This is a genomic window from Erysipelothrix inopinata (assembly GCF_014396165.1).
GTDB classification, from domain to species: domain Bacteria; phylum Bacillota_I; class Bacilli_A; order Erysipelotrichales; family Erysipelotrichaceae; genus Erysipelothrix; species Erysipelothrix inopinata.
This window is the reverse complement of the sequence record NZ_CP060715.1, coordinates 262,233-278,313: the sequence shown is the minus strand read 5'-3', so window position 1 is coordinate 278,313 and position 16,081 is coordinate 262,233. Positions and strand designations below refer to the sequence as shown.

Genomic DNA, 16,081 nt, shown 5'->3' with positions numbered 1-16,081 from the left:
CATGAATACGTTTGAATTAAATTTAAAATATGTCAAGGACGAGGTTGGTAAAGCATTATCAACCTCTCCTTTGGTGATTAGAACCTATACGAAACATCTTCTTAAGTCAGAAGGAAAGTATATTCGAGCAGCATCTGTTTTGGCTGCAGCACAACGTGCAGACGGTAGTATTCATCCTGATGCGATTAAATTCGCCGCATCAATTGAAATTTTACATCTTGCAACGTTAGTTCATGATGATGTTATGGATAATGCAGATGTACGTCGTGGTGTTCCAACACTGCACAAAGAATATGGTCGAAAGACTGCTGTAATCTGTGGAGACTACTTATTAGCACTTGCGATTAATACAGCAAATCAAGTAGAAAGCAGAGAAGCTTATATAAACTATCAACTTCCGAATTACATGGAAGAAATTGCACTTGGGGAATTGAGTCAACATTTAAACAATGGAAACTATCGTTTAAAAATGGATGACTACTTAAAAATTATCGAAGGCAAGACAGCAAAACTATTTGAGGCATCTTTTTACGCTGGGGCCGTAACGTCTCAGGAAGATAAAGAAGTCTTTGATACTTATAAGCGCATTGGATATCATGTAGGAATGATTTTCCAAATGTTAGATGATTGTATCGATTTTGAAGAAACAATAAAAATTGCTCTAAAACCTGTTCAATCAGATTTCGAACAAGGTGTGATAACGTTACCGTTAATTCATGCATTTGATCAAAACCCAGACTATATTGAAATTGCTGAAAAAGGTGATTTAAGTCGTAAGGAAGTCAATCAAATTGTAAAGCAAGCTGAAGGTGTTCATTATACTAAACAAGAAGCACAACGTTATTACGAAATTGCACACAAAGATATTATGAGTTTGGACATTGAAAATGAAAAAAGAGAAGAACTCTTATCTATTTTAGATTTGGCGGCTAAGAAATGATTAAAGCTTTATTAGAATATGTAGAAATAAAAACGAAGGTAACAAGTTTAATTACCTTTATTATGGCAATTGCCTATATGAAAGTGTCGGGCTATCAAATACAGTTCCTTCCAACGTTGATTTTCTTCTTAGGAATGTTCGTGTTTGATCTTACAACAACTTCAATCAATAACTATATTGATACGAAAACAAATGGTGAATCACTGGGGTTTAGTCGGAAAACTGCACTCATGATCACTTTAGGTTTATTAACATTAAGTACAGTATTGGGAGTATACTTGGTATATCTAACTGATATTGTTGTATTACTCTTAGGAATGTTCTCATTTGCAGTAGGAATTTTCTACACATTTGGTCCTATTCCAATTTCTCGCCAACCTTATGGTGAAATTATTTCCGGAGTTTTATTTGGTTATGTTATTCCGTTTATTTTAATTCATGCAAATGATCCTCATACTTTGGTTTACTTTGCATATCATCAAGGTATGGTGAATGTTGAATTTAATATTCTTAATATTCTCAAATTTCTACTCGTATTTTTAGTTCCAACGTTGCTTACTTCAAGCATTATGTTGGCAAACAATACATGTGATCTTGAGGTAGATGTTAAGGTGAACCGTTATACATTACCATTCTATTTAGGTATAGATCATTCGGTGAAGTTGATGTACTGTTTCTTTTTCTCAATTTATGGGTCTATTGTCCTTGCAGTTATTTTAAAAGTTCTACCTTGGACTGCATTATTGAGTTTGATTACATTCATACCTGCATATAAGAACGTAAAGTCTTATGCAGAAAAACTGATTAAGGATGAGTCAGATATCTTTATAATTAAAAACTTTATGTTGGTACTTGTACCGCATGCACTGTTCATATATTTAGGAAGCTTTTTATAAGCTTCTTTTCTTTGTTTCTAAGCAACCATGAAAAATTGGTGAAAGACTTCACATAATTATGTTTAAAAACTGTAGGAATGATATAGTGTTGCTAGAGGTGAAATCATGAAAGAGAAATTTTTAGTACTATTGATGGGGATATTTATAGCAATAACACCGTTCACAACATCGGTATCAGCGGACGAACAAGGAGATAATACAACAATTCAATTTACTGAACAATTTGTAGAGATTCGCACAACTGCTAGTCTCATTGAACCTTATTGCCATGTTGAAGATTTAAAACGAGGTACTTTTGATGTTGATGCATCAAATCCAGTGTGGAAAGCATACACCAACGAAGAAATGAAAGGTGAAGAGCCTAACCATATTATCATGAAAAAGGGTGACTATTGGTATGCAGGATATTCGATTGAGTATGCAGATGGAACTTTTGAATTAGGTTCTGAGAGAACATTAAATTATAATGATTTAAAGAACAAAAAGCCTATTAAGCAAGTTCATACCTACTACGCGCTTTCTTCAAAAGCTACAATTAAATATCTTTACGAATCGGAAAATGGAGAGCGTGAATTATTGTATGAAGAAGTCAAACAAGGGATTCATAAACAAGCATGGCCAAATGTGCTTGACTATAAAGGTGATAAATTCTATTTGAATTGGGACTATGTTAAAGACTACAATGTATTAAGCCCAAGTTTCTTAAGTGAGCCGGATGCAGTGGATCAAATGGGACCCTATTCCATATATTCTGGTGAAAGAATAACAAATGTCTATCTTAGAGAACCAATAATTAGAGTACTCTTTAAAGATGAAAGTGGAAAAATCATTAGAGAACAAGTACTAGTTAGAGATTTACATGGTAAAAAGTTTGAGTATGATGCACCGGAAATTGAAGGATATAAGATTAAGGGAGAAAATCATATATCAGCAACATTTGATAGAGATGAGTATTTACAAAATATAACATTAACTTATGTTGTAGATGATAAACAACCCGTTGATCCTGTGAAACCCGTTGACCCCGTGAAACCAATTGATCCCGCTGAGCCAGTCGATCCTGTGAAACCAGTTGAGACAGTAAAACCAACGATTAAAGAAATGTCTCAAACCAAAACATTACCAAATACTGGCGTTAACAATCACACAGTGTTAATCGGAATCGGTATTGCATCAGTAGGATTAGTAGCGTTAACTTTAAATTTACTTTCAAAACAAAATAAAGAAGAAACTAAAAAAGACTGATAAAATCAGTCTTTCTTTTCGTTATAGGATTTACTAAATTGTTTTAGATTGTCTGTCATATTAAATTGAAACTCTTTGTACTCGGTCCAATCATCGCGATTATCTGCAATCCAGAAGATATCAATTTTTTTGTCTGGATACTTTGTATTAAAATTATCAACAAATTCGAGAGCTTCTTCGTAACTCATCATATAAGCAGCAGTGGATAATGCATCTGCCATCGTTGAATCAGGAGTTACAATCGTAACGGATCTAAAGTCAGAGCGTGAATCCAATGTAAATGGATTGATTAAATGACTGATCGTTTGATCATTTGGTCCAAGATAGTATCTTTGGTAATCACCCGAAGTAACCACCGACATACTTCCTTGTAAGTTAAGGATATCAACACTCTCTCCTTTTGTAACCAAAGAAGGTTCTTCAATACCAATTGCCCAAGCCGAACCATCAGGTTTTCCATTGATGGTTCGGATATTCCCGCCACCACTTACAATTGCATGTTCTACACCAGCTTTTTCTAAGTTTTGTGCTGCAAGCTCAGTTGCATATCCTTTTGCAATAGCTCCAACGTCAAGTTTTGTTCGTTCATGAGTTAAGTAAACTGTATTCTTAACTGTATCAATTTCAACAAATTCCCAACCTGTATATTGATTAGCTTCTTCAAGCATTTCTCGTGATGGGACGTTGCCTGGCTTTCCTTCAGCATTTAGAAGTTCGCCTTCTTCACGATAGTCGTGCCATATTTCGAGAACTGCTCCATAAGTTACATCAAAGTATCCTTTTGATATTTCAGTATAATCACGCGCTTGAACAAGCATTTCAATAATTAGTGGATCAACTTCCACAGCTTCAATACCAGCCTTGTCGTTGATTGTTTTTATGTTGTTTACGCCTTCGTAATCATTGTACTTATCAAACAGTTCGTTGTAGTGGATATAATCCTTCTTAACCATATCAAAATATTCATCAAATTTTTTTTGATTGGGTGCAAAGGCTATGAATTCTAAGACAGTGTCAAAACCAACTTCAGTACTTTTTGCACTGAATTTCTCAAGTTCATTTTTCTTCGTACATCCTGTTAATAAAAGGACTACGGCTATTATCGTTATCAATTTTTTCATAATGAAATTATACCATAAATTAACAAAGATTCATAAAAGGTCATTGCCAAACAGTTTATTAAATAGTAGGAAAGCGATAACTTAATTCATAGTTTAAACAGGTGGTGAAAAGATGAAGACTTTTAATATTATTGCGGCATTGCTACTTGTCTATCTGAGTATCTTAATAACTTTATTTAATTTTAGTGTCAATGTTTATTTTGAAAAACAACAACGATTTGGTTTGCGACAGACAACAGAAGCTACCGTAAGACAACACTTCAAAGATGAAGCTGATGCTCAAGAATTTATAGAAAGAATGTTGAGGAAACAAAAGGTATCTTATGAGGATGCATTTTTAGAGGGATATCATCAATTCCCTAATTTAATTCAATTAAGAATTACGTTTTATCAAGGTAGCCACTTAATTAGTTTAAGAGAAACCATGGTGGAGGATAAGATATGAAACGTAAAATTGTAATCGTTGCATCACTTAGTTTTTGGGTGTTGTCAGTGTGGTCGGGAATTCGCTTTCTTAATAGTAGGAAAACAGTTTACGTACTCAATAAAGTCAAGGATCAACGAACAGAGATAAAGCAAGAGGATGTCGTTGCCGTAAATATTCCTCGATATCTTTATCTCAGTTCATTTATTGAAGAAGAGACCAATCTTGTTGGAAAATATGTTGCCTTAGGACATACGTTATACCCGCAACAGTTTGTTCACAGAGAAAGTGTTGAAGAAATCACTGAAATGAGAGATGGAATTATCACCCAACTCGTTGATGATGAAAAAATGTTTACGGCATCTGTGGATATTCAAAGTAGTGGCGGAAATACAATTCGTAAAGATCAATTCGTGGATATTTATATACGCCTTACTTCCAAAAATACGGACCCTGTCGTCCAAGAATTAGTAAGACATGCAAGGGTGCTAGCAGTTAGGGATCGAAAAGGTGAAGAGGCTAATGATAGCGTACCGGTTGTAATGGTTCTTGCAGTAACTCAAGAATCCTATGAGACACTGTTGCGAGGTGATGAAATGGGAGAGTTAGTTTATACATTATCCGCAAATGCGTACGAAAGTGGACAATCCGAAGTAAATGAAGAAGGGAAACGTATGATTGATGGCATTTGATTTTGGATTGTTGCAACGCTATGTTGATAACGAAAAAATTACAGACATAAACTTTAATGGTAAAGATCTGTGGTTAGACCATCTTGAAAAGGGGAGATATTCTATTGAAAATTTTTGGAACGCATCGGAGGTAGAAAAACTATGCAATCGACTTTCGAACGAAGTTAATAAACAATTTAATCTTCAAACGCCAGTACTTGAGTCAGACCTTGATAATCTGAGAATCAGCGCAATTCATCCATGTATCACCACTCAAGTTTCCTTATCTATTCGTAAGACGTCATTACGGTTGAGACTTACTGAGAGCAAAATGATAGAAAGTGAATACCTGTCTAAGAATGGTATAAAGTTTTTAAGATATTGTGTACTTTCACAGTGTAACATCATGGTAAGTGGTTTACCGGGATCTGGTAAAACAGAGCTGATTAAATATTTGTCAAGCTATATCTCAGAACAAGAAAGAGTGATTACCATCGAAGATTCGTATGAGTTACACTATCGTAAAATATTTAAGAGCCGTGATTGCATCTCAATGAAAGTTGATGCGAAATTTAACTATCAAGATGCAATTAAAACAAGTTTGCGGCAAAGACCTGATTGGATTTTATTGAGTGAGGTTAGAGGCGAGGAGGCACTTGACCTTTTAAACTGCGTTGCTACGGGAACACATTTGCTGAGTACGATTCATGCTCGAAATGCTCATGAAATTCCCAATAGACTGCTAAATATGATTCCCAGTGCAGATATCGCAAACGAAATTTTGTATGATAAAATACTAAACTCGTTGGATGTCGGTGTTCATATTGATTTATTTATGTCTACTGAGGGAATTACACGTTCAGTACGTGAAATTGTTGTATATGATGAAAAACAAGTGAAGAAAATATATCAAAGAGGAAACAAACGATTGTTGATGCCAATTCCAGAAGGTATTAAAGAAAAAGCCCAATTAAGAGGTGTAAAATGGTAGTTTTATTATTAGTTGGCTTTGTATTAATTTACCACTCAGAATTGTATCAAATAATCATCTTGAGAAGATGGAATTTAAGATACTCCTATAAAAATCTTAATTTCAGTTCGAAAAAAATTTTGATCAGTTATAGTATCATTGCCCTTTCCCAGGGTATCCATATTTTTCGCCAAAAATTTATTTGGAAAGATATTGTAGTTTACTTATTATTTATCATTTTAGGCACATATCAAATTCTATCTGTATTGCTCTCGTATTCAAAAGATTACGAGTATTTTGAGAACTACGCTTCGCTACTGGTGCAGATTTGTTCGGAGTATGAATCCAATGCAAGTCTCTATATATGTATGGAATCCTTGTTGTCACAACAAGTTTATTTTGAAGAAGAAATTAACCATCTCTTTAATGAGTTAAGAAGCGGAAAATTAGAAAGAAATAGCTATCTTAAAATTTCATCGCATTATCTTTATCAATCTCTAGTAAAAACAATCGAATTCAACGAAAAATTTGGTGATGAAATGTATCAAGATAAGTTAAATCGAATTCTAAATGAGATTGATGTTTGGTATGACACGATCTATAAGCACCAGTATGAAATTCACAAATTTCAAAAGCAGATCATGATGTTAATAGGATGTGGTCTCGTTGTCAGTTATTTTTCCCTCAATATGCTTAATCAAATTGGTGACATTATTAATTCGAATACTTCAAATATATTCATTCTAGGTTTCTACATTGTTAATATATTAATCTATCAAAAATCCATCGGTATCTACCGAAATGCATTTGATTGTGAGGTGGAAAATGTTGATTGGTAAAGTAACCGTTACTGTTCTTCTTGTTATCCATGTCAAGTTTGGTCGAGTAATACTAACGAGATTGAAAACTGAAAGTATATATTTAATAGATAGATTGGTAGCAGACTCAAGAGTAATTGATACGCAATATTATGGTATTTTCTGCATCTTAATAATAAGTTTACTGAGTTTGAAGGTATTAGTTCTAGTTCCAATTTTTTATATTCATACTCTAAGAAAATTACAACGACAATTTTTGAAAATCCAAGTAGAGCTTAAGTATGAATTTCCAATTTGGCTCCGTACACTACAAATGTTACTGATGGATAACACGGTCGTCGTGGCTCTAAAAATAAGTGCGGAAAATGCACCAAAGTTAATAAAAAATGACTTGAACGTGTTAATCAAAAAAATTACTGATGATCCTTGGGATGCAACTGCTTTTGATAATTTTCTAACAGAATATGAAATGATTGAAATCAGAAAATCAATGCGCACATTACAAAGACTTCACCGTGGTAACTTATCAAATATTAATGAACAACTTGAAACAATGTATGAAAGATCGGTGGATTGGATTGAGATTGAAAGAGTTCAATACTTCAAAAATAAACGTGATGTGAAAAGTTGGATTGCCATATTGCCGATGTTTAATGTCACTGTTTTATTTGTTGTGCAAATGTTTTTAACGATTGTTTCAGTTATTGAAGGGGGTGGCAATAATGAAAGCTTTTTTTGAAGAATATGGATTAGTTTTGGTTGTGACAGTTATTGCGACGGGAATGATTTTTTTCTCAAATGAATTTAAGGAAATATTAAAGGACACCTTGATAACCCAATGGGATACAATGACAGAGGTTAGACAGTGAAAGGGGCTATAGAGTACTATTTAACGATGCTTGCTGTTTTATTTGGGATTTTGGTTACATGGCAGCTGTTGTTGATGTTTTATCAGTGCAACCAAGCGCATCTCATGCGAGAACGGGGAATTGCGTATCTTAATAATACGAATTTATCAGATAGTAATTCAGCTGAGAGTTATCTTAGGACGATTCAGTGTGAAGGATGTGATTATGACTTATCAGTCGAAGAAAAACAATACATCCTTAATGTATACACATGTTTGGATATTCCAATTTTAGGACTAAATAAAAATGTAATATTAACAGGGTTATCTTATGTAAAAGAGAAGTGAATGGACACTTCTCTTTTAGTCTTTTGGTAGAAAAATTTGTACATTTAGTGTATTCTAAGTACACAAGGGGTGAGTCTATGATCCTAACAATTGACATTGGAAACTCAAACACTGTTCTTGTCGGTTATGAAAATGATGACCGTGTTTTTACGCAACGTATTGAGACGCATAAAGAAAATGTTTATACATATTATAAAGAAGTATTTTCTGCCATTGATATAAATGTATCGGAAGTGGTAGTATCGTGTGTCGTACCGAGTGTTTATGAAGAGTTTAATAAGTGTGTAAAAGAAATATATAAAATTGAACCTAAATATATTAATGGTGATACGATCACCAATTTTAAAATTCTATTGGATGAACCCAGAGATATAGGGGCCGATTTCATTGCAACCGGAGTTGGAGCATTAGCTAAGTATCCGCAACCAGTTATTATTGCGGATGTTGGTAGTGCAACAAAGCTTACTGTTATTGATAGTGAAGGTTCCTTTGCAGGCGGAGTAATTGTTCCAGGACTTGGAACTTCTGTAGAAGCTCTCAATAGTTTTATTCCTCACTTACCGTCAGTAGAACTTGTTGTCCCTGATCGTGTTATAGGAAATGGAACCATACCTGCAATCCAATCGGGAGTTATGTTCGGGTTGATTGCTCAGATAGAAGGATTGGCAAGTAAAATGGAAGCTGAGTTAGGACAAAAATGTATTCGAGTTCTAACGGGTGGCTATGCTGCGTTATTTAAAGATGATATCACTGGATTTGTCTATGATCCATATCTTCTCAGTGATGGCATGTATCAAATAGTAAAAAAAGGAATGTTAGTATGAAAACAAAAGAATTAACCTTAAATGCATTATTTATAGCGATGACCATTTTGCTGGCTGTTGTTCCAAACTTAGGAATGATCACAGTAGGGCCTGTATCGATTACTATCATGCATATTCCAGTTATTGTAGCAGGTTTGGTACTCGGTTTTAAGAGTGGTGTACTCAATGCTACGGTGTTTGGAATTTCAGCATTACTTATTGCTGCGACAAGACCTACAGGAGTGTTAGATGTATTATTTGTTAACCCGCTCGTTTCTGTATTGCCACGTGTTATTTTTGGGATATCAATCGGTGTAATTGCAGGTGTGATGGACAAATTTACAAAAAACTTTGCAGTGAAGGCAACGGTAACAGCAATCTTATCAACCCTAATTCATACAATCTGTGTTGTTGGAGCGATGTACTATGCTGGAATTGGCAGTGGTAATCCGGAAATTGCAACTGTATTCTCAACAAATGTTCTTGCGTTTATCGGTACAGTACTGATGGCAAATGGAATTTTGGAAATGGTAGCGAGCGCCTTAATTGCGGTACCAACCTCAATTGTATTACGAAAGATACACCATCCAGGTCAACAATGATTTTTGTCATAATATTGATGATGATACTTTTATTTTCATATTCTTTTTATGAGTATCAAAACTATAAAGTGGTAAGACTTAAAGTCGAAGATTTCCAAATAAGAAATGAAATTCCAAAAGAATTGCAAGGTAAAAAAATCGTGTTCGCCAGTGATTTTCAATTTGATCACAAAAAAAGAGTTTTTTACCACAAAGCATGTCGTAAAGTAATAAATCTGATAAGAGATGAAGACTATGATCTTCTCATCCTAGGTGGTGATTACATTCATCAAAAGTGTTGGGATAATAAATTAATTTTCGACTACTTAAAAGAACTGCCAGGACCCAAGATAGGAGTTTTAGGAAATCATGACTATAAGGATTATGAAACTGTAATTAATGGTTTGAAGAAATCGAATGTTCAAGTTCTCAAAAACAATATAATTGAGTACTGTGGTTTACAAATTATTGGTGTTGATGATTTTAAAAAAGGAACTATAGAATTGCCTGAATATAACTTGAATCAAATATCGCTTCTAGTAAGTCATAATCCAGATTATATTGGGAGTTTATCAGTTTCGGCTGTTGATATGATGTTGTCGGGTCATTTACATGGCGGACAGCTTACCTTATTTGGTAAGCTAGGACCATCATTTGCATCTAAATATGGTATGGAACTCATGCATGGCTTGAAACGAAAACAAAATGTGTCACTTTACGTTTCTTCCGGTGTTGGAGGAAGTGTTCATCGTTTCCCCATTCGTTTCTGTGCGAGACCAGAGATTGTAAGTATTGAATTTTAAAAAACCACTTAGTGATAATCTGATTCTTATCTAAGAGATAGCAATCAGAAAAACTGAGTGGTTTTTATTTATTCATTTTCTATAATTTTTAACCAGGATGATGTGCCGAGATCGACAAGTCTCTCTGTAGTATCAAAATCACCCGTATACCATGGATCAGGAACATCCATACCTTCATAGCCATCAACTGAGTTTAAAAAGAGTTTGATTTTATGATGGTATTGTTCAGGTGAAAAATGGTATAAGTCACGAACATTGTTTTTATCCATGCCAATAATATAGTCGTAGTACTCAAAATCGTGATCTGAGATCTTACGAGAACGCATGCCTCTTGTTGAGATGTTACGGTCGAGTAATATCTTTTGAGTTCCAGGATGTGGCACATTGCCTTCTTCCCAAGAGCTGGTTGCAGCAGAATCTATTTCGTAGTCTGTGCTAGCTTTTGATCTGAAAATTCCTTCAGCCATGGGAGAACGACAAATATTTCCCAGGCAAACAAATAAAATTTTTTTAATAAAAAATCACTCCTTTATAAGTATTATATCAGAAATATAATGAATGAATAATTGCTTGCGTAACGGGCGCAAGAAGTACTGTAGTAATTCCTGTAATAATAAGAGCAAGTGAGGACATCGTACCTTCCATTTCACCCATCTCGACGGCTTTGGAAGTCCCAACAGCATGTGCCGATGTTCCGAGAGCGAGTCCTTGAGCGATCGGGTTATTAATCTTGAAGAATTTATTTAAAATTGGTGCAAGTGCTGCTCCTAAGATTCCGGTTACGATAACGACGGAGATAGTAAGTGTTGTGATTCCTCCGAGTTGGTTTGAAATATCAATCGCAATGGCCGTTGTAACTGATTTTGGAATCATAGTCGCAATCATCTCAGGCGACAGGTTAAGAATGAATGTGAAGAGACCAATGAGAATAGCATGGGCAATCACTCCCGATAAGGTACTTACTAAGATAACACGATAATGTTTTTTTAGAAGAGCTAAATTTTTGTATAGTGGAATTGCAAGAGCAACAGTAGCTGGACCAATTAACATTGTCAGAAATGATCCACCTTTATTAAAACTGTCATAATCAATGTTTGTTACTGATAGTAAGATTATAATAAAAATACTTGAGATAAGTAGCGGGTTGAGAAGGGCAAAATTGGTTTTTTCTTGAAGTTTTTGTGCGGCAAAATAAACACCAAGTGTCAGAACAACTCCGAATAGAGGGTTTGAAACAATAAGACTAAGCATTTTTTTTATCCTCCTTCTTTAAGATATATTCTGCAATAAAGGCAGTAACGAGATAGGTGATAATTGTACTTATTACCATTATGAGAGTAACTTCAACCCAGTTCTTTTGAATGACATTAAAGTAGGGCATGATTCCCACGGTAATAGGAACAAAGAGGAGTGCCATATTACTTTTCAACCAGTTACCAGCACGTTCGATAGATTCTAATTTGAGAACTTTTGTTTTTAGCGAAATGAACAATAAGACAAGGCCGATAATACTACCTGGAATAGGTAAGTTGAATGTTGTGTGAATAATGTCTCCAACAAAGGAATAGACTAATATAATAAAAAATTGAACTAAGATATTCATGAAATTTCTCCTTAACGAGCGCATATATTCTATCATATATGAAAGTTACAGATGTGCATTTTTGGTAAAAAAAAATAAAAAAAAGCGATAATAGTTATATTCACGGAATAATAAGCATAAATACACGTATCCTGTGAAGAATCATTCATAAAAAGCATGATATAATAAGAACAAGTTATAGAGGGGAAGAGATGTATGGAAACGATACTGTTAATAGTTAACGAACATAAACTGTATTTAGAAATCATGACAATTATTGAAAAAAATTATAATGTATTAATTGCCAATAGTATTGATATGGCCGAAATGATTTATCGTAGTAATGATATTGATGCTATTATTTTTGACTCGAATATTCTTCTAGCGCGTGAGAGTGAGCTTGTTTCACGCCTTCGCGCACGTTCTAATGTACCACTTCTCGTAATTTCAAATAATAATGATGTGAATAAAATTTTAGAGTTAATGAGTTTGGGGGTTGATGACTATATTTCCAGACCGATTAATCAAGAACTCATCTTTCAAAGACTGAACGATACAATTTCGCCGGAGAGAAAGCATCGCTTTAATGGCCCAATATGTTTTAAACGTGTCACCTATGATCCTGAAGTTAATCGAATTACCATGAATGGTATGGATATGAAGCTATCGAATAAAGAATATCTTCTTTTTAAGCTACTGTTAACGAATCCTACAAAAATATTTACCAGACATGAACTAAAAGAACACTTAGATACAGAATTTACAATTAATGATCTGAATGTCATTAATGTTTATATTAGCAATCTAAGAAAGAAAATAAGTGTCTATGATACTGAAGAGTATATTGAAACAATATGGGGAAATGGCATTCGTCTGCCAAGTACTAAATAATAGATCGGAGTCTTAGTATGAATCATATTGTAATTGAACCCAAAAATGATAAAGAGAATCAAGAATATCTTACGGAGCTCCTGGAAGAGCACCAATATTCAAATGGGAAAGAACTGTTTTTTGAATATCAAAAATACTCATACATATTAACTGAAAATGGAAATGTGATGGGAGGTTACTACGCTACGCAACGCGATGACGTTGTCCATCTGCACCTTCTTGCAGTAGATAAAATTGCAAGAGGAAAACGATATGGAGAAAATCTGTTGAGGCATTTAATAGATTTAGCGATTGAACAAGACGCAACTCGAATTACTTTAACAACTCTTGATTTTCAAGCCAAGGATTTTTATATAAAACAAGGATTTCATATCTTTGGTGAACTTGAAAATACCCCTGTAAAAGGCGTGAAGAAATACTATTTAACGATGGAAATAGAAGTTTGACTTGGGAGGATAGAATGAAACTAATTTTAGCATCAAATTCATTAACTCGAAAACAAATCCTAAAGTCTGTTGACTTTAATTTTGAGACTGTCCCATCTCGAATCGAGGAAGTTTCTGTTAAAGAAGATCCCCGAGAGTATTGTATGGATCTGTCGTTTCAAAAAGCGAAATCTGTTGGAAATCTTATCAAAGAAGGGATTATTCTCTCAGCAGACTCAGTGATTACTATCAATGGAAAAATCTTAGAAAAACCAAAAAATTTGAGTGAAGCAAGAGAGATGATGGAATTGCTCTCGGGAGAAAAAAATACAGCAATAACTGGTGTCACTCTTTTCGATAAATCTACGGGAAAGATAAGATCCTTTTATGAAGAAACAGAAGTTTTCTTTAAATCACTCAGCTCTGAAGAAATAGATTGGTATCTTGAAAATGAGGAGCATATTTTTGATAGAGCTGGATATTCTATTGCTGGAAAAGCATCATTGTTTGTATCAAGAATTGAAGGAGATTATAATAATATTTTGGGATTACCACTGAATAAAGTCACCACTGAATTGACGAAAATGGGGTTTTCAGTTCAAGATTTTAGACAAGCTGAAAAAGAAGATTAAGGATATATCACACTTTTACAAAGAGTACTTTACTTTGATTCGTATTCGGTGTATTATTAATAAGCATTCAAACTTTGGAGGTTTAGCTCAGTTGGGAGAGCATCTGCCTTACAAGCAGAGGGTCAGCGGTTCGAGCCCGTTAACCTCCACCATTTATATCAAAACAAACAGTATCGATAGGTACTGTTTTTATTTATTAGAACGTATCTTTTACTCTGTTTGTGAATTAGTGGTGATATTTGACAAGCAAAACTGTTTTAAACCTACTAAAATGAGAGTTTGTTGAAAATGTCTGGTTAAACATTGACCTGTAACTCTTTGGAACCTAGTATTTAAGTATAAAGAAGAAAAGGAGGTTATTATGGCTAGACTAATGAATAAACTCTTTTCGAGTAAAAAAAAGAATAAAGAAACGAATTCGACCATTGAAATAGTATCAACGAAGATGGATACCATTTCAGAACCCATAAAAGAAAAAACTAATGAAATGATGGTAAAAGCGTATATGGGATTGTGGAATGCTCTCAGCTTCAGACAAGAGTCTTTTGAGGCTTTGGCGTGTGTTACGAATCCGCTTGAGTATGCTAAAGCAAATTATGATAAATTTGAAAAAAGAAATTTGGACGTTGAAATGACTAGCATTAATGATTTGCGTTGGATTGGGTTGATTGATTTACTTGTCGAACATGATTATTTATTTGAAGTGAATAACTCCTGTGATCTCGATGAATTTACTCGAAAAGTTCATCATAGAAATCCAGATGCTGATTTAAGTGATCTTGATATCTTGGGGGATGTTGAATCATGGATTAAAGTTTTAGATTACCGATGGAAGAAAGATCAGCTCGGTTTTATTCGGTTTGATATAGGTTCTGACTCTCACATTTTATATGTTGATAATCTCGAAATGCTGAAATACTTTAACAGAAAAAATGAATACCTTCCCCAAAAAATCCAAAGAGCAGTTGAACCAGAAAAAATGAAAGTCACTGAAGAAATGTTTGAAAAAGTTTGCAGTTTATTGAACCAAAATGATCTCAGTGATTATATTGCAATTCAATTTCACAATGTACATCCAACAATATTTGAGAGTAAGCTTGGTGGGCTTCCTTATCTAGATCCAGCCCAAACTATTCCGACAAATAAGGAAGGCAAACCACTCCGTTTGCTTGCGCAAATTGTTTTGGAGGAACTACCGGAAATTTCAATTAATTTACCACGAGAAGGTATCCTTCAGTTTTGGATAGAAAGTAATGACCTATACGGATTGGATTTTGATGGTGATACGAGTGGTTATTCAGTTCGTTATATTAAAAGTATCGATAAAACTATTAAACCAGATAGAATTCAACAAAAATATCTTGCGAACCAAGTTCTCCAAGAATTTCCTTTTGAGGGTGAATTTGGGATGACATTTACTAAAGAGATACAAGATTTTCCTCTATATTTAGAAGGGACTGAGGCAGCTCTCGTCAAGAAATGGAATGAGCTATATCCTGAATCCATCATAATAGGTGTCGAAGAATTAGGAGATATTTACGATGATGCGTTAGATCTATCAATGAGTAACGGACATAAAATTAGCGGTTACCCATTTTTTACACAATATGATCCAAGAAATGAGACTGATAATTATAAGATTCTGCTCTTACAGATTGATAGTGATCGCGTTTCAGGTAGGTGTATTGACTGGGGAGATGCAGGAGTCGCAAATTTCTTTATCAGTAAAGAGAATCTAGAAAAAAGAGATTTTTCAGATGTTCTTTATAATTGGGATTGTTATTAAAAGTAAGAAAAAACCCACTTTAGAGTGGGTTATATTTTTTTATGGAGCGGGTGAGGAGAATCGAACTCCCGTAGCCAGCTTGGAAGGCTGGAGTTTTACCATTAAACTACACCCGCAAATCAATTACAAATTAATTATAGACCTCTAAGGCATACTTGTAAATATTTTTCTAAACAAATTATGAGTTGCTTCATATTCCAAATGAATTGCGTTACTATAGAGTAAGAGAGGTGATTTTTTTGAAGAAAACGATTCATATCCTATCATTATTTGCTATTCTATATCTGCTTATAACAAC

At 34.2% G+C, this 16,081-nt stretch carries 21 protein-coding genes and 2 tRNA genes; 18 read left to right on the top strand and 5 right to left on the bottom strand.

All coding sequences use genetic code 11. The features are described from left to right. Position 1: 1 nt before the first annotated feature. The 3 genes from H9L01_RS01435 (at position 2) to H9L01_RS01425 (ending at position 3,081) form a co-directional block, all read left to right on the top strand. Entirely contained in the window at positions 2-940 is a 939-nt protein-coding gene (locus H9L01_RS01435; RefSeq protein ID WP_187534172.1) for a polyprenyl synthetase family protein, read from the top strand. Further along, complete coding sequence (locus H9L01_RS01430; RefSeq protein ID WP_187534171.1) at positions 937-1,836, top strand: UbiA family prenyltransferase; 900 nt, start codon at positions 937-939, stop codon at positions 1,834-1,836. Before H9L01_RS01435 ends, H9L01_RS01430 begins: the two co-directional genes overlap by 4 nt. A 105-nt stretch (positions 1,837-1,941) precedes the next feature. Then, the gene (locus H9L01_RS01425; protein ID WP_187535044.1) at positions 1,942-3,081 is read left to right on the top strand and encodes an LPXTG cell wall anchor domain-containing protein; all 1,140 of its coding nucleotides are present in this window, start codon (positions 1,942-1,944) and stop codon (positions 3,079-3,081) included. A 5-nt stretch (positions 3,082-3,086) separates the two neighbouring features. Here H9L01_RS01425 and H9L01_RS01420 read toward each other — a convergent pair whose 3' ends face one another. Continuing rightward, entirely contained in the window at positions 3,087-4,202 is a 1,116-nt protein-coding gene (locus tag H9L01_RS01420; protein WP_187534170.1) for an FAD:protein FMN transferase, read from the bottom strand. Positions 4,203-4,314: 112 nt separating this feature from the next. Here H9L01_RS01420 and H9L01_RS01415 point away from each other — a divergent pair, with 112 nt between their 5' ends. From H9L01_RS01415 to H9L01_RS01370, 10 genes are all read left to right on the top strand, one after another. Beyond that, a complete protein-coding gene (locus H9L01_RS01415; protein WP_187534169.1) occupies positions 4,315-4,647 on the top strand; it encodes a hypothetical protein in 333 nt (110 codons plus the stop codon). Next, positions 4,644-5,318 carry an RcpC/CpaB family pilus assembly protein gene (locus H9L01_RS01410; RefSeq protein WP_187534168.1) on the top strand — a complete coding sequence of 225 codons (675 nt, stop codon included), beginning with the start codon at positions 4,644-4,646 and terminating at the stop codon, positions 5,316-5,318. The genes H9L01_RS01415 and H9L01_RS01410 overlap by 4 nt, the downstream gene beginning before the upstream one ends. After that, the gene (locus tag H9L01_RS01405) at positions 5,308-6,288 is read left to right on the top strand and encodes a CpaF/VirB11 family protein (RefSeq protein ID WP_187534167.1); all 981 of its coding nucleotides are present in this window, start codon (positions 5,308-5,310) and stop codon (positions 6,286-6,288) included. Before H9L01_RS01410 ends, H9L01_RS01405 begins: the two co-directional genes overlap by 11 nt. Continuing rightward, positions 6,282-7,106, top strand: coding sequence for a hypothetical protein (locus tag H9L01_RS01400; protein WP_187534166.1), 825 nt, complete (start codon positions 6,282-6,284; stop codon positions 7,104-7,106). The genes H9L01_RS01405 and H9L01_RS01400 overlap by 7 nt, the downstream gene beginning before the upstream one ends. Next, entirely contained in the window at positions 7,093-7,824 is a 732-nt protein-coding gene (locus H9L01_RS01395) for a hypothetical protein (protein ID WP_187534165.1), read from the top strand. Before H9L01_RS01400 ends, H9L01_RS01395 begins: the two co-directional genes overlap by 14 nt. Continuing rightward, positions 7,808-7,954 carry a hypothetical protein gene (locus H9L01_RS01390; RefSeq protein ID WP_187535043.1) on the top strand — a complete coding sequence of 49 codons (147 nt, stop codon included), beginning with the start codon at positions 7,808-7,810 and terminating at the stop codon, positions 7,952-7,954. The genes H9L01_RS01395 and H9L01_RS01390 overlap by 17 nt, the downstream gene beginning before the upstream one ends. Further along, positions 7,951-8,280, top strand: coding sequence for a hypothetical protein (locus H9L01_RS01385; protein WP_187534164.1), 330 nt, complete (start codon positions 7,951-7,953; stop codon positions 8,278-8,280). Before H9L01_RS01390 ends, H9L01_RS01385 begins: the two co-directional genes overlap by 4 nt. A gap of 77 nt (positions 8,281-8,357) precedes the next feature. Next, the gene (locus tag H9L01_RS01380; protein ID WP_187534163.1) at positions 8,358-9,104 is read left to right on the top strand and encodes a type III pantothenate kinase; all 747 of its coding nucleotides are present in this window, start codon (positions 8,358-8,360) and stop codon (positions 9,102-9,104) included. Then, positions 9,101-9,685 (top strand): ECF transporter S component, encoded by a 585-nt coding sequence (locus H9L01_RS01375; protein ID WP_187534162.1) that lies wholly within the window; start codon positions 9,101-9,103, stop codon positions 9,683-9,685. The genes H9L01_RS01380 and H9L01_RS01375 overlap by 4 nt, the downstream gene beginning before the upstream one ends. 17 nt (positions 9,686-9,702) lie before the next feature. Then, positions 9,703-10,467 (top strand): metallophosphoesterase, encoded by a 765-nt coding sequence (locus H9L01_RS01370; protein ID WP_246449119.1) that lies wholly within the window; start codon positions 9,703-9,705, stop codon positions 10,465-10,467. A 68-nt stretch (positions 10,468-10,535) separates the two neighbouring features. Here the strand turns inward: H9L01_RS01370 and H9L01_RS01365 are convergent, their stop codons facing one another. The 3 genes from H9L01_RS01365 to H9L01_RS01355 are packed head-to-tail and all read right to left on the bottom strand — an operon-like array spanning position 10,536 to position 12,070. Further along, complete coding sequence (locus tag H9L01_RS01365; RefSeq protein ID WP_281381204.1) at positions 10,536-10,973, bottom strand: low molecular weight protein-tyrosine-phosphatase; 438 nt, start codon at positions 10,971-10,973, stop codon at positions 10,536-10,538. A 37-nt stretch (positions 10,974-11,010) separates the two neighbouring features. After that, on the bottom strand, positions 11,011-11,718 hold the full coding sequence (locus H9L01_RS01360) for an LrgB family protein (protein WP_187534160.1): 708 nt from the start codon (positions 11,716-11,718) through the stop codon (positions 11,011-11,013). Continuing rightward, positions 11,711-12,070 (bottom strand): CidA/LrgA family protein, encoded by a 360-nt coding sequence (locus tag H9L01_RS01355; protein ID WP_187534159.1) that lies wholly within the window; start codon positions 12,068-12,070, stop codon positions 11,711-11,713. The genes H9L01_RS01360 and H9L01_RS01355 overlap by 8 nt, the downstream gene beginning before the upstream one ends. A 195-nt stretch (positions 12,071-12,265) precedes the next feature. On the opposite strand from H9L01_RS01355, the gene H9L01_RS01350 reads away from it, so the two are divergent. The 5 genes from H9L01_RS01350 (at position 12,266) to H9L01_RS01330 (ending at position 15,783) form a co-directional block, all read left to right on the top strand. Further along, on the top strand, positions 12,266-12,940 hold the full coding sequence (locus H9L01_RS01350) for a response regulator transcription factor (protein WP_187534158.1): 675 nt from the start codon (positions 12,266-12,268) through the stop codon (positions 12,938-12,940). 17 nt (positions 12,941-12,957) lie between these two features. Beyond that, positions 12,958-13,386, top strand: coding sequence for a GNAT family N-acetyltransferase (locus tag H9L01_RS01345; RefSeq protein WP_187534157.1), 429 nt, complete (start codon positions 12,958-12,960; stop codon positions 13,384-13,386). A 14-nt stretch (positions 13,387-13,400) separates the two neighbouring features. Continuing rightward, the gene (locus H9L01_RS01340; RefSeq protein ID WP_187534156.1) at positions 13,401-13,997 is read left to right on the top strand and encodes a Maf family protein; all 597 of its coding nucleotides are present in this window, start codon (positions 13,401-13,403) and stop codon (positions 13,995-13,997) included. A gap of 76 nt (positions 13,998-14,073) precedes the next feature. Next, a tRNA-Val gene (locus H9L01_RS01335) sits at positions 14,074-14,149 on the top strand. Between the two features lie 209 nt (positions 14,150-14,358). Further along, a complete protein-coding gene (locus H9L01_RS01330; protein ID WP_187534155.1) occupies positions 14,359-15,783 on the top strand; it encodes a YwqG family protein in 1,425 nt (474 codons plus the stop codon). A 42-nt stretch (positions 15,784-15,825) separates the two neighbouring features. Here H9L01_RS01330 and H9L01_RS01325 read toward each other — a convergent pair. Then, positions 15,826-15,899 (bottom strand) — tRNA-Gly (locus H9L01_RS01325). Between the last annotated feature and the right edge of the window lie 182 nt (positions 15,900-16,081).